We start from the raw sequence: 18875 nt of genomic DNA on the forward strand, positions 1-18875 counted from the left end.
TCGGCGATTTATTAACGGCGTGTCCAATAACGTGTCGCTCGCCCGCGTCCACGACGCGGCGGAGCTGGAGCGGTTCCGTGCCGTCCAGCGGCTGTCCTACCGGTGCGCCGAAGAGGTCGCCGGCACGCTCGAACCGGGCGTGACCGAGCGCGAGGCGTGCCGCCGCATGCGCCGGTGGCTGCGCGAGCGCGGGGTCGACGACTGGCTGCACACCCCGTTCGCCTGGTTCGGCGACCGGTCGGCGTTCCGCGGCTTCCGGCTGCCGACGCAGTTCCTGCCCGGCGGGACGCGCCTGGAGGAGGGCATGCCCTACATCCTCGACATGGCCCCGGTGCGGGACGGCCACTCCGCCGACATCGGGTACGGCGGCGTCCTCGGCGAGAACAGGATCTGGGAGCGGCTCGACGCCGACCTCGCCGGCTACCGGACGTTGATCCTCGGCCTCGTCCGCGAGCGGCGCACGTTCGCCGACATCTACGCCGAGGTCGACGCGCTCATCGAGCGCCAGGGCTACGACAGCCGCCACCGCGCGTATCCGGGGCGCGTCATCGGCCATCAGATCGGCGTCATAGGCGGGATCCTCCCGAAGCGCGTGGGATTCCCATTCGGTGTACGGTTCCTCCAGACCATCGGCCGCGAACTGGTCAAGGAGCGCCTGGAAGGGCGATCCCCGCTCTGGAACGGGGCCGCGCAGTCCCAGCACCCCCCGACGCCCGGGCTGTGGGCGGTCGAGCCCCACATCGGGTTCCGCGGCGTCGGCGTGAAGTTCGAGGAGATCCTCGTGGTCACCGAGGACGACGCGTACTGGCTCGACGACGACCTTCCCCACGTGCACCGGTGGGCCCGACGGGAGACGACCGCATGACACACCCCGCCCCACCCGCGGCCCGGCGGCGCGTCCGCGGCGACGGCGTCGACCTCGCCGTCTACGAGCAGGGCGACCGGTCGCGCCCCACCGTCCTGCTGGTGCACGGCTACCCCGACACCCACGCCGTCTGGGACGAGGTGGCCGCGCGGCTCGCCCGGCGGTTCCACGTCGTCCGCTACGACGTGCGCGGCGCGGGCGCCTCGTCCCGCCCGTTCGGACGCCGGCGCTACACGTTCGAGTACCTGATGGCCGACATGGAGGCCGTCCTGGACGCGACCGCGCCCGAGCGCAAGGTGCACCTGGTGGGGCACGACTGGGGCTCGATCCAGTCGTGGGAAGCGGTCTGCACCATGCCGGGCCGCTTCGCCTCCTTCACCTCGATCTCGGGTCCGTGCCTGGACCACGTCGCCCACTGGACGCGGCGGAACCTGGCGCGCCCCACCCCGGCCAACCTGCGGCGGGCGGCGGGCCAGGCCGTCCGCTCCTGGTACATCTACTTCTTCCAGACTCCGGGGCTGCCGGAGCTGCTCTGGCGGGCCGGCATGGCGAAGCCGTTCGCCAAGGCCCTGGAGCTCGGCGAGGGCGTCCCGCCCCGGCCGGGCCACCCGGCCAGGACGATGGCGCGCGACGCCGCGGCCGGGGTCGGGCTGTACCGGGCGAACATGCTCCAGCGGCTGCGCCGCCCGCGCGACCGGCACACGGACGTCCCGACGCAGGTCATCGTCCCGACCAAGGACCTGTTCGTCTCGCCCCACCTCGTCGGCGGGCTGGCCAAGCGCGTCCCGAACCTGTCGCTGCGCACGCTCAAGGCCGGGCACTGGGTGCCGCGCAGCCACCCGGACGTCGTCGCCCGCTGGATCACCGAGCACATCGCCGGCGTCCAGGGCGGCCCGCTCGCCGCCGCCGAGGCGCGCGCGCTCAAGCGGGCCCGGGTGACCCGGAGCCGGCGCCCCTTCGACGGCTCCCTCGTCGTCGTCACGGGCGCGGGAAGCGGGATCGGCCGCGCGACCGCGCTGGCCTTCGCCGAACGCGGCGCCGAGGTGGTCGCCGCCGACCTCGACGCGGCCGCCGCCGAGCGCACCGCCGACCTCGCCGGCCTCCTCGGCCCCGCGGGACACGCCTTCCAGGTGGACGTGTCCGACCGCGGCGCGATGGAGGACTTCGCCAAGGCGGTCATGCACGAGCACGGCGTACCGGACGTCGTGGTCAACAACGCCGGGATCGGCATGGCCGGCCCCTTCCTGGAGCACGACGCCGACGACTGGCGCAAGGTCCTGGACGTCAACCTGTGGGGCGTCCTGCACGGCTCACGGCTCTTCGCCCAGCAGATGGTGGAGCGGGGGCAGGGCGGCCACATCGTCAACACCGCCTCGGCCGCCGCGTTCACGCCGACGCGCGCGCTGCCCGCCTACGCGACGAGCAAGGCGGCCGTGCTGATGCTGTCGGAGTGCCTGCGCGCCGAGCTCAAGGGCCAGGGCATCGGGGTCAGCGCCGTCTGCCCGGGGATCGTCAACACCAACATCACCCGCACGTCCCGGTTCGTCGGCCAGGGCAAGCGGGAGGAGGCGCGCAGCCGGGAACGCGTCGCGCGCGCCTACGCGCGCCGCGGTTACGGGCCGGACCGCGTGGCGGAGCAGATCGTCGCGGCCGTCCGCGACGACCGCGCGGTCGTCCCGGTGACGCCGGAGGCGCGCCTGGGCTACCTCGGGTCGCGCGTGGCGCCGGGCGTCATGCGGCTGCTGGCCCGTCTCGACGTGGGCTGACCGCGCCCCTCCCGGGCGCGCCCGTAGGGTGATCGAGGGGAGGGATGCCGCATGGCCGACGCCGTCGTCGTCGGCGCGGGCCACAACGGGCTCGTCGCCGCCAACATGCTGGCCGACGCCGGGTGGGACGTCGAGGTGCTCGAAGCGCAGCCCGAACCGGGCGGCGCGGTGCGCAGCGACCGGGGCGTCCACCCCGATCACGTGAGCGACCTGTGCAGCGCGTTCTACCCGCTCGGCGTCGCGTCGCCCGCGATGAGGGCGCTGGAGCTCGAGCGGCACGGGCTGCGCTGGCGGCACGCGCCCGCCGTCCTCGCCCACCCGCTCCCGGACGGGCGCTGCGCCGTCCTCGACCGCGACCGCGACGTGACCGCCGCGGGCCTCGACGCGCTCGGCGCGGGCGACGGCGAGGCGTGGCTGCGGCTCTGCCGGCTGTGGGACGAGATGGGAGAGGACGTCCTGCGCGCCCTGTTCAGCCCGTTCCCGCCGGTGCGGGCCGCACTCCCGCTGCTGGCGTCGGCGCGCCGGGCGGGCGGGCTCCGCGTCCTGCGCACCCTGCTGGCCCCCGTCCGCACGCTCGGGGAGCAGGAGTTCGCCGGGCCCGGCGGTCCGCTGCTGCTCGCCGGATCGGCGCTGCACACCGACCTGTTCCCCGAGTCGAGCACCGGGTCGCTGTTCGGCTGGCTGCTCGCCATGACCGGGCAGCGGTACGGGTGGCCGGTCCCCGAGGGCGGCGCGGGCGAGCTGACGGCGGCGCTCGTGCGGCGGCTGGAGTCGCGCGGCGGGCGCCTGCGCTGCGACACCCCGGTCGCCTCCGTCGTCGTCCGGAACGGGCGCGCGCTCGGCGTCCGCACCGCGTCCGGCGAACCGGTGCGCGCCGCGAAGGCCGTCCTCGCCGACGTGTCGGCCCCCGCCCTCTACGGAGGGCTCGTCGCCTGGGCGGACCTGCCCGCCTCGCTGCGCGCCGACATGCGCCGCTTCGTCTGGGACCACGCCACCTTCAAGGTCGACTGGGCGCTGTCCGGGCCGATCCCCTGGGCGGCGGGCGGCGCCGGGCGCGCCGGGACCGTCCACCTGTCCCCCGGCCTGGACGCGATGACCGACTACAGCGCGCAGCTCGCCACCGGGCGCGTCCCGTCCGAGCCGTTCGCGCTCCTCGGCCAGATGACGACCGCCGACCCCACCCGCTCTCCCGCCGGCACCGAGTCGGTCTGGGCCTACACCCACGTCCCGCACCGGGTGAAGGCCGACGCGGGACCGGACGGGATCACCGGCGTCTGGGACGGGCGCGAGCGCGACGCCATGGCGAGGCGGATCGAGGACGTCGTGGAGCGCTACGCCCCCGGCTTCCGCTCCCGCGTCCTCGATCGCCGCGTCACCGCGCCGCCCGCCTTCCAGGAGCACGACGCCAACCTGCGCAACGGCGCGCTCAACGGCGGCACGGCGATGCTCCACCAGCAGCTCGTCTTCCGTCCCGCCCCCGGCCTCGGGCGCGCCGAGACACCGGTCGCGGGCCTGTACCTGGCGTCGGCCTCCGCGCACCCGGGCGGCGGCGTGCACGGCGCGTGCGGCGCCAACGCCGCCCGCGCCGCACTCGCCCACGCCGGCCCGGCGGGACGCCTGCTCACCCCGGCGATCGGCGCGGTGTCCCGCTACCTCGCCCCCTGACCGGGGCGGAAAGCGCGACGGGGCGGGAGACGGGTCAGGGCCGCCGTGGCCTGCTCCGCCGACAGCGGCTTCGCCACGTCCTCCAGGGACCGCTGCGCGGCCTCGACGCCGATGGCCAGCTCCACCAGCCCGGCGGCGATCATCAGCCCGGCGCCCAGGTAGTAGCCGTTCACGACGTTCGCCACCTTCTCGGTCTCCACCAGGCGGCCGAACAGCGCGGGCCCGATCACGCCGCCGAGGCCCGTCCCGACGGCGTAGAACGCGGCGATCGCCATCGCCCGGGTCTCCATAGGGAAGATCTCGCTGACCGTGAGGTAGGCCGACGACGCGCCGGCGGAGGCGAAGAAGAACACCGCGCACCAGCAGGCCGTCAGCGTCCAGGCGTCGAGCAGGTCCGCGCGGAACAGCAGCCCGGTCCCGATCAGCAGCACGCCGGAGACCACGTAGGACGCCGTGACCATCGTCCTCCGGCCGACCGTGTCGAACAGTCCGCCGAGCAAGAGCGCGCCGAGGAAGTTCCCGATGCCGATCGGGATCAGGTAGTAGCCGACCTTGGCGTCGGGGACGTCGAAGAACGTGCTGAGCACGAGCGCGTAGGTGAAGTAGACGGCGTTGTAGAGGAACGCCTGCCCGATGAACAGCGAGAGGCCGAGGACCGTCCGGCGCGGGTAGCGGCGCACCGCCGTCGAAGCGATCTCCCCGAACGACAAGACGCGGCGCTGCCGGACCCGGATGCTCTCGCGGGGCTCCTCCAGGGGCTCGCCGGTCTCCTCGGTGATCTCCCGCTCGATGCCGCCCACCACGCGCTCGGCCTGGTCCTCGTGCCCGTGGATGAACAGCCAGCGCGGGCTCTCGGGCACCATCCGGCGGACGAACAGCACGCCGAGGCCGAGAAGGGCGCCGAGCGCGAACAGGGCCCGCCAGCCGAGGTCCTCGGGAACGAGGTCGCCGTTCAGCACCGGGATCGACAGCGCAGCCGCGATGGACGTGCCGATCCAGAACGAGCCGTTCACCACCACGTCGACCCGGCCCCGCACCCGCGCCGGGATCAGCTCGTCGATCGCCGAGTTGATCGCGGCGTACTCGCCGCCGATGCCGGCCCCGGTGAAGAACCGGCACGCGTAGAACCACAGGGGGTTGAACGAGAACGCGGTCGCCACGGTCGCCGCCAGGTACAGCGCGAGCGTGGCGATGAAGAGCTTCTTGCGCCCGAACCGGTCGGTCAGATGCCCGAAGAACAGGGCGCCCAGGCAGGCGCCGACCACGTAGATGGACGCGGCCAGCCCGACCTGCCCGTCGGTCAGCCCGAGCCCCCCGGAGGCGTCGGTGAGCCGCGGGCCGATGACGCCGACGACGGTCACCTCCAGGCCGTCCAGGATCCAGACCGCGCCGAGGCCGATCAGGACCGTCCAGTGCCAGCGTGACCACGGCAACCGGTCGAGCCGTGCCGGGACATCCGTTTCGATGGTGCGCTCCGCCGTCATCGCCATGCGTCCCTTGGTTCCCGATCTACGGCATTTATGCCGCCTTTATGCCGTCGCCTGACCGGGAGGGTTCACGGACCGGGGGTTTCGCTGGAGGCCGGAACATGCGATTTTGGCAGGAACAAGAGCCCGGCCAGCGGCCCCCGCCCCCGGACGGCCGCCGTCCCCCGGGTCCGAATCCGGCACCGGAGCGTGAGGCATGCGGATACGCGACATCCTGCGGAGGAAGGGAGACGCGGTGGCCACGGTGCGGCCCGACGCCACCGTCCGGCAGCTCCTCTCCGTCCTGGCGGAGCACAACATCGGGGCGACGGTGGTCTCGCCCGACGGCGCCTCGATCGCCGGCATCGTGTCCGAGCGGGACGTGGTGCGGCGGCTGCACGAGCACGGCGCGGCGCTGCTCGACCGCCCCGTCTCGGAGATCATGACCGCCGAGGTCCGCACCTGCGGGCCGGGCGACCAGGTCGAGGATCTCCGCCGCGCCATGACCGAGCACCGGTTCCGGCACGTGCCCGTCGTCGAGGACGGCCGGCTCGCCGGGATCGTCAGCATCGGCGACGTGGTCAAGAGCGCCATCGACGAGCTGGAGAGCGAGCGCGAGCACCTGGTCGACTACATCCAGCGCGCGCCCTGACGCCCGCCGGACCCGGCGCCCGCGGGTGAGGCGGACCGTCAGAGGTCCACGTCAGAGGTCCACGTCAGACGTAGGCGGGCAGAGGCCGGGCGGCAGGCGCCGCCTCGGCCTCACGCTGGGCGACGGCCAGCCGCCGCACGGCCAGGCGCAGCGTGTCCGGCGGCAGCACGTACGGGAGCCGCACGTAGTCCTCCAGCACGCCGTCCGCCCCGAACACCGGGCCGGCGACCACGCGGACGCCGAGCCGCTCGGACGCCTCGGCCAGCCGGGAGGCGATCGGCGCGCCGATCCTCGCCCACAGCGACATCCCCCCGGCCGGGAGCCGGAACTCCCAGCCCGGCAGCTCCTCGCGCAGCGCCGCGGCGAGCGCGTCGCGGCCGCGCAGCAGACTCGCGGCGCGTTCGGCGCGGACCTCCTCGACCCGCAGCAGCAGCTCCCGGACGATCAGCTGGTCCAGCACCGGGCTCGCCATGTCGAACGGCTCGCGGGCCAGCACGAGGCGGCGGGCCAGCGGGGCGGTGGCGCGGATCCACCCGATCCGCAGCCCGCCCCACAGCAGCTTGGAGGCCGACCCGATCGTGACGACCCGGCCGCCGGTGTCGAAGGAGGCCAGCGGCGGCTCGCGCGGAGCCTCGGGGTCGTGGGCGAGCTCGGCGAAGGTCTCGTCGGCGACGAAAAACGCGTCCGCGCGCCGTCCGGCGTCGACGATCCCGGCCCGGTCGCCCGCGTCCATGAGGTACCCGGTCGGGTTCTGGAAGTCGGGGATCAGGTAGGCCGTCCGGACGGCGGCCTGCCGCATGGCGCCCGCGGCGAGCTCGATGTCCCAGCCCTCGTTGACGCCGACGGGGACGAGCCGGGCGCCGCGGCGGCGCAGCGCGCCGAGCGCGTGCGGGTAGGTGGGGCGCTCGACCATCACGGCGTCGCCCGGCTCCACCAGCAGCTGGGTGAGCAGCGTGAACGCGTGCTGCGCGCCGGTGGTGACGACGATCTGGTCGGCGCGGGTCGCGACGCCGCGCGCGGTGTAGCCGTCCGCGATGACCTGCCGCAGGCTCGCCAGCCCCGCGGGCTCGTAGCCGGGGCCCGAGCTGTGGCGGGGCAGCTCGTCGACGGCCGCGGCGACGGCCTCCTCGAAGATCGCGGGGGCGCCGGGGGCGGCGCAGCCGAGGTCGACGAACGTCGGGTCGTCCGGCGCGGGGTGGGCCATGCCGTACCGGTGGCCGGCGGGGACGGCGTCGCCCCGCGGGCCGTGGAGCGCGCCGGGCGGCTCGGCCGACGACATGCGGACCGGGGGCAGCGCCGTCCAGCTCCCCGCGCCCTGCCTGCTCTGGACGTAGCCCTCGTCGCGGAGCCGGTCGTAGGCGGTCGTCACGGTGGTGCGGCTGACGCCGAGGGCGGCGGCCAGGTCGCGTTCGGCGGGCAGCCGCGTGCGCAGCGCGAGCCGGCCGTCCAGGACCAGGGCGCGCAGCGACCGGGCCACCGCCGCGTAGACCGGGCGCTCCCCCGACACGTCCCCGAGAAGCCGGGCCAGGTTCGGACCGCTCACGTAGCGCGTACTCATACGAGCCACTTTCGCACATTGGCCCTATCAGTACCAGTCCACTAACGACAGAGTGGTTCGAGACACTGGCCGGCAGTGGAAGGAAAGCTCGAAATGGCCTTGATGGTGCGCCGCCTGGTGCAGCTCTACGTTGGATTGGCCTTGTACGGGCTCGGCATCGCCCTCCAGGTGTCGTCCGGCCTCGGCAACGACCCCTGGGACGTCTTCCACCAGGGGCTCTCGCGGCGCTTCGGCCTGTCGATGGGCGCCTGGATCATCATCACGGGCGCGGTCGTGATGCTCGCCTGGATCCCGATGCGGCAGCGGCCCGGCATCGGGACCGTCAGCAACGTCGTCCTCGTCGGCGTCTTCGCCGACCTGTTCCTGTGGCTGCTGCCCGCCCCGGACGCGCTCGCCGGACGGTGGGCGTTCCTGATCGCCGCCGTCCTGGTGGGCGGCTTCGCCACCGGCTGCTACATCGGCGCCGGCCTCGGCCCGGGTCCCCGGGACGGGCTGATGACCGGGCTCGCGGCGCGCGGGCACTCGATCCGTGTGGTCCGGACGGCGATCGAGCTGTCGGTGCTGGCCGTCGGATGGCTGCTCGGCGGCACCGTCGGGATTGGAACGGTCCTGTACGCCGTGGCGATCGGGCCGCTGACCCACGTCCTGCTGCCCCGGCTGACCGTCCGGACCCCCACGCCCGCGCCCGCTCCGGAACCCGAGCCCGCCGGCGCCCGCTAGCGGCGGAACAGGCGGACCGCCTGCTCGGCGACGGCCGCGAGCAGGGGCGCGGCGCCGGCCTTCAGCTCCGCCAGGGTGCGGGGGCCGTCGGCGAGGCTGAACGCGGCGGTCAGGCCGAGCGCGTGCAGCTCCTCCAGCGGACCGGCGACGCCGCCCGCCAGGGCGACGCACGGGACGCCGCGGTCACGGGCGAGCGCCGCGACCGCGGACACCACCTTGCCGCCGGCGCTCTGCCCGTCGACCCGGCCCTCCCCCGTGACGACGAGGTCGGCGCCGTCGAGCGCGGCGGGCAGGCCGACGGCCTCGGCGACCAGGAGGGCTCCGCCGGACGGCTCGGCGCCGAGCAGGCCGACGAGCCCGCCGCAGGTGCCGCCCGCCGCGCCCGCCCCGGGCAGGTCGTGCACGCGGGGGCCGCCGCGCGCGGCGACCGCGTCGGCGAAGACGGCGAGGGCGGCGTCCAGCTCGGCCACCTGGCCGGAGGACGCGCCCTTCTGCGGGCCGAACACGGCGGCGGCGCCGTCCGGCCCGACGAGCGGGTTGGTCACGTCGCAGGCCACCCGGAACCGGGTCGCGCGGACCTCCGCCGGCACCCCGGAGTCGTCGATCGACGCCAGGCGGGCGAGCGCGGCGCCGCCCGGCGGCAACTCCACACCGGCGGCGTCCAGGAAGCGCACGCCGAGGGCGCGCAGCAGCCCCGCGCCGCCGTCGGTGCTGGCGCTGCCGCCGATGCAGACCAGCACGTCGCGGGCGCCGCGCCGCACCGCGTCGGCGATCAGCTCGCCGGTGCCGGTGGTGGCGGCGTTCATCGGGTCGGGCGGGACGTCCTCGACGAGCGGCAGCCCGGAGGCCGCGGCCAGCTCCACCACCGCCGAGCGGCCGTCACCGGACAGCGCGTAGCGCGCCTTGACCGGGCGTCCCACCGGGTCGGTCGCGGCCACCTCGACCGCGTCGCCGCCGCGGGCGCTGAGGAAGCAGTCGAGGGTGCCCTCGCCGCCGTCGGCCATCGGCACGGCGGCCACGTCCGCGCCGGGCGCGGCACGCCGGACGCCCTCCGCGACGGCGGCGCACACCTGCGCGGCCGACAGGCTCCCCTTGAACGAGTCGGGTGCGACGACGACCCTCATCAGCGCTCCGCCGCCAGCGTCGCGAGCACGGAGGCGAACTCCTCCGGCAGGACCAGCGTGTCGCCCTCGTAGCGGGTCTCCAGGCAGGTCAGCTCGCCGGCGCGCCACCAGTACAGGTGCGGGCTGAGCGAGCCGGGGCCCTCCTCGTAGGCGCGGTGCGCCTGCGCCTGCAGCTCGGTCGCCGCCGCCACGGCCTCGCGGTAGCGCGCCCTCGGATGGCGGTCGGCGATCCGGAGCGGGTGGGCGACGATGAGGCTGCGGTTGGGCGCGATGACCAGCGCGCCGTACGGGCCGATCGGCAGGTACTCCTCAAGCCACGCCAGGTGCGTGACGGCGTAGAACGTCCACCCGTGCAGGACGGAGACCCGGACGCCGCCGAGGTCCTGCTCGTCCATCTGGAGCGGGCCGTCTGCGCGGACGTTGGCGCGGCCGAGCATGAACAGCGCGTCGCCCGACACCGGCCAGCCGCCCATCTCCTCGGTGGTGACCGTCCGGACGGTGGTGGGCGTGTCGACCACCACCACCTCGATCAGGCCGGGCGCGAACGGCCGGGCCGCGAGCACCCCGTTGTCGGCCTCCGCCGGGTAGATGCGGGTGCGCAGCAGGTGCTGGGCGAGGTCGAAGTCGCTGAGGTCCAGCGGCTCCTCGATCGCCGTGACGATCGTGGTGACGTGGTCGGAGACCAGCGCGGGCCAGTCGTCGCGCGGCACGAGCCGCGCGAGCTGCCGCAGGTCGCGCAGGCTGACGTGCAGCCTGTTGGCGCCCTCCAGCAGCATGACCTCGCCGGGCACCCGGCTGCAACGGTAGCCGAGGCTCTCGGCCACGAGGACGAGCAGGGAGTCGAGGGTCCCGTCGTCCCATGGATCGGGACGGGCGTGGCGGCCGCTCATCGCGCACCTCCCGGGGGCGCTTCGAGGGTGAGCGCGCCGGTGTCCGGCACGGCGGGGTGCGGATGTGCGGGGTCGTGGCCCGGCGGGGCCGGGGCGTGCAGCGCGGCGGGGGCGCCGAGTTCCAGGGTGTGCTGGCGCGGCCCGTGCCCGGCGGGGAGGCCGGCGAGGACCGGGACGCCGAGCGGGCCGAGCCGCGCGGCGAACACCGCGTCGAGCTCGGCGGGGTCGCCGCAGTCCTTCCAGGAGCCGAGCGCGAACCCGGCGGCGCCGTCGAACCAGCCGGCCTGGAGCAGCTGGACGAGCATCCGGTCGATCCGGTAGGGCGCCTCGGTCACGTCCTCCAGGAAGACGATGCGGCCCGCGGCGGGCGGCGGGGCGTACGGGGTGCCGAGCACGGCCGTCAGGAGCGAGAGGGTGCCGCCGGTCAGCGGGCCCTCCGCGCGCCCGGGCCGCAGCGTGCGCGTGCCTGGCAGGACGGCGGGCGCGACGGCGGGGCCGCCGAGAAGGGCGGCGCGCAGGGCGTCGAGAGAGGCGTCCGGCGCCGCCGGGTCGAGGTCGGCGACCACTCCCGCGGGCATGGGACCGAAGGACGTCGTGATCCGCAGGCGCGTTCCAAAAGCGCCGTGCAGCGCGGTGATGTCGCTGGAGCCGTGCAGGATCTTCGGCCCGCCGCCGGAGGCGAGGGACGCCTCCGTCGCGGCGCGCAGGGCGTCCCAGTCGAGGTGGTCCAGGACGCGGGTGGCGCCGTAGCCGCCCCGCGCGCAGACCACCGCGCGGACCCGCGGGTCGCACCAGGCGGCCTGGAGGTCGGCGGCGCGGTCGGCGTCGGTTCCGGCCAGCCGGTGCCAGTCGCCGCGCACCGGCCCCGCGGGGCCCAGGTTGACACGGTCGAGGGCGTGCTTGCCGACCACGACGTCAAGGCCGAGGTCGCGCAGCACGGCGCAGCCCGCCTCCAGCCGGGAGGGCTCGGCGGGGCCGCTGGGCGCGACCACCGCGACACGGTCGCCGGGCCGCAGCCGCGCGTACCTGCGGGCCTTCCGCGCGCGCTCCGCACCGCCGGGCGTGCCGGCGGAGGGCGCGTCCGGCGACCCGCCGGCCGCCACCGCGCGGGCGCCCCCGCTGTTCAACCCGATCCCTCCTCGCACCGCGACGGATAGAGCTTGTCAGGATCCGGACGCCAGTGGAAGGGGCGACCGGTCACGACCCGCCAACAGATCATCGCCCCGTGCCGAGCGCGAGGCCGGCGAGGCGCGGCAGCGTCTCGCCGATCGGCCGGCGCAGCACCGCGTCGGCCAGCCCATCGTACGGTGTCTCCTCCGCGTTGATGATCACTAGGCGGGCGCCGTGGTCGACCGCCTCCAGGCACAGCCCGGCGGCGGGCTGCACGGTGAGCGAGGTGCCGACGGCCAGGAACAGGTCGCAGGACCGCGCGGCGGCGATCGCCGCGTCCAGGACGTCCTGGTCGAGGGCCTGGCCGAAGGAGATCGTCGCGGACTTCTGGATGCCGCCGCACTCGGCGCACAGCGGGTCCGCCTCCCCCGCCTCCACCCGGGCGATGATCTCCGGCATCGGGGTGCGCAGCCCGCAGGACAGGCACGCGGCCTCGCGCGCGGTCCCGTGGATCTCGATGACGACGCCGTCGGAGGATCCGGCGCGCTGGTGCAGGCCGTCGATGTTCTGGGTGATCAGGGCGCGCAGCCGCCCCGCCCGCTCCAGCTCGACCAGCGCGGCGTGCGCGGGGTTGGGCTCGGCCTCCCAGACGGGGGCGTCGCGCCGGGCCCGCCAGGCGCGGCGCCGCACCTCGGGGTCGGCGAGGTAGGCGCCGATCGTGGACATCGCCTCCGCCGACGGGTCGCGCGTCCAGACGCCGTTCGGGCCGCGGAAGTCGGGGATCCCGCTGTCGGTGGAGATGCCGGCGCCGGTGAGCACCGTGATCGCCTCGGCCTCCGGCAGGAGGCGGGCCAGCGTGATGGGAGCGTCCACCGCACCATGGTAGGTCCAGCGCCGCGCGGCGCGTCCCGGTGACGGGACGGTCCGCGCCGAGTTAACGGATGGGTATCGGGCGGGCCCTTACGGAGGGTCACGGACCGACCGGCCCTCAAAAGGTGACAAACTTGGCCCGGTTATGAGGTCGACGCCGCACATCCTGGTGATCAACGGTACCAAGGTCCGCCGCCCGGTGTTCTTCCTGGGCGCGCCGCACTCGGGTGCGGAGCTGCTGGCGCGCGCGGTCAAGCGCTCCCCCGGCTTCCACCTGACCGCCGGCCGGCCCGACGTGCTGCGCGTCACCTACGCCTTCGCCCGGCAGCCCTCGATCGCCGAGCGCGGGGAGGGCGCCGCCCGCGTGCTGCGGGACGCCTACGCGCAGGCGTGGCAGGTGTCGGCGCGGGCCTGCGGGGAGTGTCCGGACGAGTGCCGCGAGATGGGCGGGCTGCCGCCGCGCCCGCCCGGCCGGCCGGAGGGGCCCGCCTCCGCCGCCGAGCTGCCCGGCCCGTGCGTGCGGGCGCAAGGGCTCGCGCGGTACGCCGACGCCTCCCCCGACCTGATCTACAGCGCCGACGTGCTGCTGGACGCCTTCCCCGACGCCCAGCTCGTCCAGGTGATCCGGGACGGGCGGGACGTGGTCGCCGACATGCTGGCCGACGAGCGCTGCCTGGCCTGGTTCAAGCCGGGCCTGGCCAACCTCGACACGGTGTTCCCCAACCCGTTCTTCGGCGTCGAGGACCACACCGACCGGAGCCGGTGGCCGCGCGCGGCCGCCGCCGTCAAGTGCGCCCTGCGGTGGCGGGGGTCGGTGCGGCTGAGCGCGAAGCTGCGCCTCCAGGTCCCCGAGGAGCAGTTGGCCACCGTCCGGTACGAGGAGCTGGTGGACCGGCCACGCCGCGTCGGCGCCGAGCTGTCGGAGTACCTGGACGCGCCGCTGTCGAAGTCGGCGCTGTCGGGACTGGTGCGGGCCGGGACGCGGGACGCCGCCGAACCGGGCGTCGGGGTGTGGCGCGAGCGCCTCACCCCGCGGCAGGCCGCCCAGGTCGAGAAGGTCGCGGGCACCGAGCTGAGGCGCCTCGGCTACCCGCTCGGCTCCGCGGACTGAGCGGCCGCTACTCGGCGCCCAGCGGCTCGGCGTCCAGCGGCTCGGCCCGGCGCCGCTCGGGGCCCTGGTCGCGCTGGTGCGAGAACTGCGTGCGGTAGAGCTCGGCGTACAGGCCGCCCTCCAGCAGCAGCTCCTCGTGCCGGCCGCGCTCGGCGACCCGGCCGCCGTCGATCACCAGGATCTGGTCGGCCTCCCGAATCGTGGACAGCCGGTGCGCGATCACCAGCGACGTCCGGCCCGCGAGGGCGGTGCGCAGGGCCCGCTGGACGGCCGCCTCGGACTCGGAGTCCAGGTGCGCGGTCGCCTCGTCCAGCACGACCACCGACGGGGCCTTGAGCAGCAGCCGGGCGATCGCGAGCCGCTGCTTCTCCCCGCCCGACAGCCGGTAGCCGCGGTCGCCGACGACGGTGTCCAGGCCCTCGGCCATCTCCTCGACGAGGCCGCCGATGTGCGCCGCCTCCAGCGCGGCGAGGATCTCCTCGTCGGAGGCGTCCGGGCGGGCGTAGCGCATGTTCTCGCGGATCGAGTCGTGGAACAGGTGCGCGTCCTGGCTGACGACGCCGATCTCGGCGCGCAGCGATTCGAGCGTGACGTCGCGGACGTCGACGCCGCCGATCCGGACCGCACCGGACGACACGTCGTACAGCCGCGACACCAGGTGCGTGATCGTCGACTTGCCCGCACCGGACGGCCCGACCAGCGCGACGAGCTGCCCCGGCGCGGCGGTGAAGTCGACGTCGTGCAGCACCTCCCGGCCGGGCGCGGTGTCGGTGCGCGCGATCGACTCCAGCGAGGCGAGCGACACCTCGTCCGCCGACGGGTAGGCGAACCGGACGTGGTCGAACTCGACCGACGGCGCCTTCGAGAGCGCCGGACCCGCGCCGTCGCCGTCCGGGGCGCGGGCCTCGTCCAGCTCCCGGGCGTCCTCGCGGTCGCGGACCAGCGGCTTCAGGTCGAGCACCTCGAACACGCGGTCGAAGCTGACGAGCGCGGTCATCACGTCCACGTGCACGTTGGACAGCGCGGTCAGCGGCCCGTACATCCGGGTCAGCAGGGTGGCGAGCGCGACGAGCGTGCCGAGCTCGAAGGTGCCGTCCACCACCAGGTAGCCGCCGACGCCGTAGACCATGGCGGTGGCCAGCGCGGCGACCAGGGTCAGCGCGGTGAAGAAGACCCGCCCGTACATGGCGGCGACGACGCCGACGTCGCGGACACGGGCGGCGCGGCCGGAGAAGTTGCCCTCCTCCTCGGCGGGACGCCCGTAGAGCTTGGCGAGCATGGCCCCGGCGACGTTGAACCGCTCGGTCATCAGCGAGCCCATCTCGGCGTCCAGGACCATCTGCTCCCGGCTGACCCGCTGCAGCCGCTTGCCGACCCACTTGGCCGGCAGGATGAAGATCGGGAGCAGCAGCAGCGCGATCACCGTGACCTGCCAGGACAGGATGAGCATCGTCACCAGCACCAGGACCAGGCTGATCACGTTGGACACCACCGACGACAGGGTGGTGGTGAGGGCGCGCTGCGCGCCGATCACGTCGTTGTTGAGGCGGCTGACGAGCGAGCCGGTCTGCGCCCGCATGAAGAACGCGACGGGCTGCCGCTGGACGTGCGCGAACACCTGGCTGCGCAGGTCGTAGATGAGCCCCTCGCCGATGCGCGCCGAGTACCAGCGCTGCGCGAGGCCGAGCACGGCCTCCACCAGGGCGAGCCCGGCGACCGCGCCGGCGAGCCAGAGCACGACGCTCGACCGGCCCGGCACGATGCCGCGGTCGATGATCCCCTTGAGCAGCAGCGGGTTGGCGACGACGATCAGCGCGGCCAGCGAGTTCAGCGTCAGGAAGATCGTCAGCTCGCGGACGTAGGGCCGGGCGTAGCCCGCGATCCGCCCCACGGTGCCGGGCGCCAGCTTCTGCCGGGTGACGGAGCTGTCCTTGCGGAAGGACGCCATCACCTGCCAGCCACTGCCCGGCATTCCAGGCATTCCCACGAGCGCCTCCGGTAGAGCCTCGACGTCATCAAGTACGTAATCAAGTAAGCATCTCAGTATCCGGCGTGGACAACGCGCCCGCGCCCGCCCCTCTTCCCGGCTCCGCTCACGGCGTAACACGCCTCTGGACAAGCCGCTCCCGGGGTGTAACCGTGATCACCACTTCCAGGCTCACACCCCCCAGGAGCCCCCATGAGACGACGCCTCACCGGCGGCGCCGGCGTGATCACCCTCACCGCCGCGCTCGCCGTCGCCCTCGTGCCGCCCGCGGCGGCGGCCGGACCCACGAGGTCCGCGCCGCGGCCGCCGGGCGGCCACCAGATCACGGTGCGGAACGGGGAGACGCAGCCGGTGTTCTCCCGCGCCGACGCCGTCACCCAGACCGTGAACATCGAGACCACGGCCGACAGCGACCGCGACGGCGTGCGGGACCGCGTGCAGCTGCGGATCATGCGCCCCCGGGAGACCGACACCGCCGGGCTCAGGGTCCCGACGATCCTGGAGCCGAGCCCGTACTGGGCCGGGATCAAGGACGTCCCGAACCACCCGGTCGACATCGGCGACGCCGGGGCCCGCGCGCTCACCGGCACGCGCCGCGACCTCGCCGAGATCTTCCCCGGCTACTACGACAACTACTTCCTGCCCCGCGGCTACGCGGTCGCCGACCTGGACAGCATCGGGACGGGCGGCTCGACCGGCTGCCCGACCTCCGGCGACCGCAGCGAGCAGGCGGGCGCGAAGGCCGCCGTGGACTGGCTGAACGGGCGGGCCCGGGGCTGGACGCCGGACGGCGCGCCGGTGAAGGCGACCTGGTCCACCGGGAACGTCGGCATGATCGGCCAGTCCTACGACGGGACGCTGCCGAACATGGCCGCCGCCACCGGCGTCGAGGGCCTGAAGGCCATCGTCCCGATCGCGGGGATCTCCAGCTGGTACGACTACTACCGCGCGGGCGGCGGCGTGGTCGCGCCCGGCGGGTACCAGGGCGAGGACCTGGACGTGCTGGCCAAGGCCGTGCTGACCCGCGAGCACCCCGAGGTCTGCGCGAAGGTCATCGACGGCATCGAGGCGGCGCAGGACCGCGAGACCGGCGACTACTCCGAGGTGTGGGCCGAGCGCGACTACGTCGGGCAGGCGCGGAAGGTGCGCGCCGCCGTCATGGTGGTGCACGGGCTCAACGACTGGAACGTCAAGATCAAGAACTCCGTGCAGTGGTGGAACGCGCTGAAGGAGGCGGGCGTGCCGCGCAAGCTGTGGCTCCACCAGGGCAACCACTCCACCCCGTTCCGCTGGCGGGCCGAGGAGTGGCTGCGCCAGACGCTGCACTGGTTCGACCGCTACCTGTACGGCATCCGCAACGGGATCGAGCGCGAGCCGCGAGTGGACGTCCAGCACGCGGATGGAACGTGGGAGACGGCGAAGGACTGGCCCGTCCCCGGCACCCGCACCGTCCCGGTCAGCCTCAACGCCGGCGCGTCCGGGCAGCCGGGCATCCTCGGCCTCCGGCCCCGGCCCGGCGGGGAGCAGTCGTTCACGGACGCGGGCAAGACCCGCACGGCCGAGCAGCTCCTCGCGGACGAGGACCAGGCCGACCCGAACCGGCTCGCCTACCTGACCGGGCCGCTGGCCGGGCCCGTCCGGGTGGACGGCATCCCGTCGGTGTCCCTGCGGGCGTCCCTCGACGGCCGGTCGCCGTACCTGACGGCGCTGCTGGTCGACTACGGCACCGACACCCGTCCGACGGGCGCGCGGATCACCACCGGTGAGGAGTTCTGCTACGGCCAGAGCGTGCCGGGCGACTCCGGCTGCACGATCCGGCAGGCGCTGCACACCGAGACCGCTCCCTACAAGATCATCACGCGGGGGTGGCTGGACGCGCGGAACCGGCACGACATCGCCCGGACCGAGCCGATCGAGGCGGGGCGGGCCTACACCTTCCGGTGGGACCTCGAACCCACCGACTACACGGTGAAGGCCGGCCACCGGCTCGGCGTGATCCTGCTGTCCACCGACCACGACTACACGCTCCGCTACCCGGCGGGGACGAAGGTCGCCGTGCGGCCGGGCGTCAGCAGGGTGCTGCTGCCGCTGGCGCGGGGCGGACGGGAGTCGCTCGGATAACGCGGCGCGGCGGGCCGGGGGCGAGGGGCTTCCCTCCCCCGGCCCGCCCGCTCACGAGCCGAACACCTCGCGGAGGCGGCCGATCTGCTCGCGGCGCTCGGCGGCGCACTGCTCGTCGAGGGTGTTCTCCGCGGCCTGCCACAGCAGCCGCTTGGTGGCGGCGGCCGCGCCCGGGTTGACCGCCAGCAGGGCCTCCGCGAGGTCGCGGACAGCGCCGTCCAGGCCGTCGCGCGGGACGACGGTCTCGGCGAGCCCGATCCGGGCCGCCTCGTCGGCGAGCACCGTCCGGGCGGTCAGGCACAGCTCCAGGGCGCGCCCGACCCCCACGAGCTCGACCAGCGGCTTGGTGCCGGTCAGGTCCGGGACGAGCCCGAGCGCGGGCTCCTTCATGCAGAACTTGGCGTCCTCGGCGATCACGCGGATGTCGCAGGCCAGCGCGAGCTGGAAGCCGGCGCCGATGGCGTGGCCGTGCACCGCCGCGACCGAGACGATGTCGGGGCGCCGCAGCCAGGTGTAGCCCTCCTGCAGCCCGGCGATGAAGCGGTCGGTGCCCTCGGCGTCGGAGCCGTCGGTGAACCCCTCGCCGCCTCCGCCGCCGGAGAACATGCCGAGGTCGATGCCGGCCGAGAACGAGGGGCCCTCGCCCCGCAGGACGACGACGCGCACGCCCGCGGGCAGGGAGCGCCCGATCGCGGCGAGTCCGCGCCACGTCGCGAACGTCATGGCGTTGCGCCGCTCGGGCCGGTTCAGGGTGACGGTCGCCACCGCGCCGTCCACGTCCAGCCGCAGGCCCGCCTCGTCGAGACCGGGCGGGACCGGCTCCGTGCTTTCCGGCGCCGTGGCCGTTTCCGGCCTGCCGGCCGTGGTCGCGTCCCCCATGGGTCTTCCTTCCGATGAGCGTTCGGGTCCCGTCCCGCCGTCCACGGGACGGGACCCGCAATCCTGTCCGCCGCCGCGACCGAACCTTACT

At 74.8% G+C, this 18875-nt stretch carries 15 protein-coding genes; 7 read left to right on the forward strand and 8 right to left on the reverse strand.

All coding sequences use genetic code 11. The features are described from left to right. The first annotated feature begins 19 nt into the window (after positions 1 to 19). From BJY14_RS00695 to BJY14_RS00705, 3 genes are read left to right on the forward strand one after another with little or no spacing between them, the layout of a single operon-like run. The gene (locus BJY14_RS00695; RefSeq protein ID WP_376769989.1) at positions 20 to 865 is read left to right on the forward strand and encodes a M24 family metallopeptidase; all 846 of its coding nucleotides are present in this window, start codon (positions 20 to 22) and stop codon (positions 863 to 865) included. Continuing rightward, the gene (locus BJY14_RS00700; RefSeq protein WP_179841780.1) at positions 862 to 2631 is read left to right on the forward strand and encodes an SDR family oxidoreductase; all 1770 of its coding nucleotides are present in this window, start codon (positions 862 to 864) and stop codon (positions 2629 to 2631) included. Before BJY14_RS00695 ends, BJY14_RS00700 begins: the two co-directional genes overlap by 4 nt. Positions 2632 to 2682: 51 nt before the next feature. After that, positions 2683 to 4296, forward strand: coding sequence for a phytoene desaturase family protein (locus BJY14_RS00705; protein WP_179841781.1), 1614 nt, complete (start codon positions 2683 to 2685; stop codon positions 4294 to 4296). Here the strand turns inward: BJY14_RS00705 and BJY14_RS00710 are convergent. Then, positions 4281 to 5786, reverse strand: a complete 1506-nt coding sequence (locus tag BJY14_RS00710; RefSeq protein ID WP_179841782.1) for an MFS transporter — start codon at positions 5784 to 5786, stop codon at positions 4281 to 4283. The two genes, BJY14_RS00705 and BJY14_RS00710, sit on opposite strands and share 16 nt — an antisense overlap. Positions 5787 to 5979: 193 nt before the next feature. Between BJY14_RS00710 and BJY14_RS00715 the strand changes: the two genes are divergently transcribed. Continuing rightward, positions 5980 to 6414, forward strand: coding sequence for a CBS domain-containing protein (locus BJY14_RS00715; protein WP_179841783.1), 435 nt, complete (start codon positions 5980 to 5982; stop codon positions 6412 to 6414). A 64-nt stretch (positions 6415 to 6478) separates the two neighbouring features. On the opposite strand, the gene yczR is transcribed toward BJY14_RS00715, so the two are convergent. Next, positions 6479 to 7972 (reverse strand): MocR-like transcription factor YczR, encoded by a 1494-nt coding sequence (yczR, locus tag BJY14_RS00720; protein WP_179841784.1) that lies wholly within the window; start codon positions 7970 to 7972, stop codon positions 6479 to 6481. Between the two features lie 93 nt (positions 7973 to 8065). Here yczR and yczE point away from each other — a divergent pair, with 93 nt between their 5' ends. Continuing rightward, positions 8066 to 8692, forward strand: a complete 627-nt coding sequence (gene yczE, locus BJY14_RS00725; RefSeq protein ID WP_179841785.1) for a membrane protein YczE — start codon at positions 8066 to 8068, stop codon at positions 8690 to 8692. Here the strand turns inward: yczE and BJY14_RS00730 are convergent. The 4 genes from BJY14_RS00730 to BJY14_RS00745 all read right to left on the reverse strand — a co-directional run bounded on the left by BJY14_RS00730 (position 8689) and on the right by BJY14_RS00745 (position 12689). Beyond that, complete coding sequence (locus BJY14_RS00730; RefSeq protein ID WP_179841786.1) at positions 8689 to 9816, reverse strand: glycerate kinase; 1128 nt, start codon at positions 9814 to 9816, stop codon at positions 8689 to 8691. The two genes, yczE and BJY14_RS00730, sit on opposite strands and share 4 nt — an antisense overlap. Further along, on the reverse strand, positions 9816 to 10706 hold the full coding sequence (locus BJY14_RS00735) for a hypothetical protein (RefSeq protein WP_179841787.1): 891 nt from the start codon (positions 10704 to 10706) through the stop codon (positions 9816 to 9818). The genes BJY14_RS00730 and BJY14_RS00735 overlap by 1 nt, the downstream gene beginning before the upstream one ends. Then, entirely contained in the window at positions 10703 to 11833 is a 1131-nt protein-coding gene (locus BJY14_RS00740; RefSeq protein ID WP_246395744.1) for a S66 peptidase family protein, read from the reverse strand. Before BJY14_RS00740 ends, BJY14_RS00735 begins: the two co-directional genes overlap by 4 nt. 88 nt (positions 11834 to 11921) lie before the next feature. Beyond that, a complete protein-coding gene (locus tag BJY14_RS00745; RefSeq protein WP_179841788.1) occupies positions 11922 to 12689 on the reverse strand; it encodes an SIR2 family NAD-dependent protein deacylase in 768 nt (255 codons plus the stop codon). Positions 12690 to 12831: 142 nt separating this feature from the next. Between BJY14_RS00745 and BJY14_RS00750 the strand changes: the two genes are divergently transcribed. Continuing rightward, positions 12832 to 13797, forward strand: coding sequence for a sulfotransferase (locus BJY14_RS00750; RefSeq protein WP_179841789.1), 966 nt, complete (start codon positions 12832 to 12834; stop codon positions 13795 to 13797). 7 nt (positions 13798 to 13804) lie between these two features. On the opposite strand, the gene BJY14_RS00755 is transcribed toward BJY14_RS00750, so the two are convergent. Continuing rightward, positions 13805 to 15778: an ABC transporter ATP-binding protein gene (locus BJY14_RS00755; RefSeq protein ID WP_376770034.1), complete on the reverse strand. Its 1974-nt coding sequence runs from the start codon at positions 15776 to 15778 to the stop codon at positions 13805 to 13807. 198 nt (positions 15779 to 15976) lie between these two features. Here BJY14_RS00755 and BJY14_RS00760 point away from each other — a divergent pair, with 198 nt between their 5' ends. Next, the gene (locus BJY14_RS00760; protein WP_179841790.1) at positions 15977 to 17905 is read left to right on the forward strand and encodes a Xaa-Pro dipeptidyl-peptidase; all 1929 of its coding nucleotides are present in this window, start codon (positions 15977 to 15979) and stop codon (positions 17903 to 17905) included. A 51-nt stretch (positions 17906 to 17956) separates the two neighbouring features. Here the strand turns inward: BJY14_RS00760 and BJY14_RS00765 are convergent, their stop codons facing one another. Continuing rightward, a complete protein-coding gene (locus tag BJY14_RS00765) occupies positions 17957 to 18784 on the reverse strand; it encodes an enoyl-CoA hydratase/isomerase family protein (RefSeq protein ID WP_179841791.1) in 828 nt (275 codons plus the stop codon). Between the last annotated feature and the right edge of the window lie 91 nt (positions 18785 to 18875).

It is taken from the genome of Actinomadura luteofluorescens, from assembly GCF_013409365.1.
Classification (GTDB): domain Bacteria; phylum Actinomycetota; class Actinomycetes; order Streptosporangiales; family Streptosporangiaceae; genus Spirillospora; species Spirillospora luteofluorescens.

Excerpts from the sequence above, each read along its gene's own strand:
- BJY14_RS00700 (WP_179841780.1), top strand. The coding sequence starts at position 862 with ATGACACACCCCGCCCCACCCGCGGCCCGGCGGCGCGTCCGCGGCGAC.
- BJY14_RS00750 (WP_179841789.1), top strand. The coding sequence starts at position 12,832 with ATGAGGTCGACGCCGCACATCCTGGTGATCAACGGTACCAAGGTCCGC.
- BJY14_RS00760 (WP_179841790.1), top strand. The coding sequence starts at position 15,977 with ATGAGACGACGCCTCACCGGCGGCGCCGGCGTGATCACCCTCACCGCC.
- BJY14_RS00735 (WP_179841787.1), bottom strand. The coding sequence starts at position 10,706 with ATGAGCGGCCGCCACGCCCGTCCCGATCCATGGGACGACGGGACCCTC.
- BJY14_RS00710 (WP_179841782.1), bottom strand. The coding sequence starts at position 5,786 with ATGGCGATGACGGCGGAGCGCACCATCGAAACGGATGTCCCGGCACGG.
- BJY14_RS00730 (WP_179841786.1), bottom strand. The coding sequence starts at position 9,816 with ATGAGGGTCGTCGTCGCACCCGACTCGTTCAAGGGGAGCCTGTCGGCC.
- yczR (WP_179841784.1), bottom strand. The coding sequence starts at position 7,972 with ATGAGTACGCGCTACGTGAGCGGTCCGAACCTGGCCCGGCTTCTCGGG.
- BJY14_RS00755 (WP_376770034.1), bottom strand. The coding sequence starts at position 15,778 with ATGCCTGGAATGCCGGGCAGTGGCTGGCAGGTGATGGCGTCCTTCCGC.
- BJY14_RS00765 (WP_179841791.1), bottom strand. The coding sequence starts at position 18,784 with ATGGGGGACGCGACCACGGCCGGCAGGCCGGAAACGGCCACGGCGCCG.
- BJY14_RS00715 (WP_179841783.1), top strand. The coding sequence starts at position 5,980 with ATGCGGATACGCGACATCCTGCGGAGGAAGGGAGACGCGGTGGCCACG.
- BJY14_RS00705 (WP_179841781.1), top strand. The coding sequence starts at position 2,683 with ATGGCCGACGCCGTCGTCGTCGGCGCGGGCCACAACGGGCTCGTCGCC.
- yczE (WP_179841785.1), top strand. The coding sequence starts at position 8,066 with ATGGCCTTGATGGTGCGCCGCCTGGTGCAGCTCTACGTTGGATTGGCC.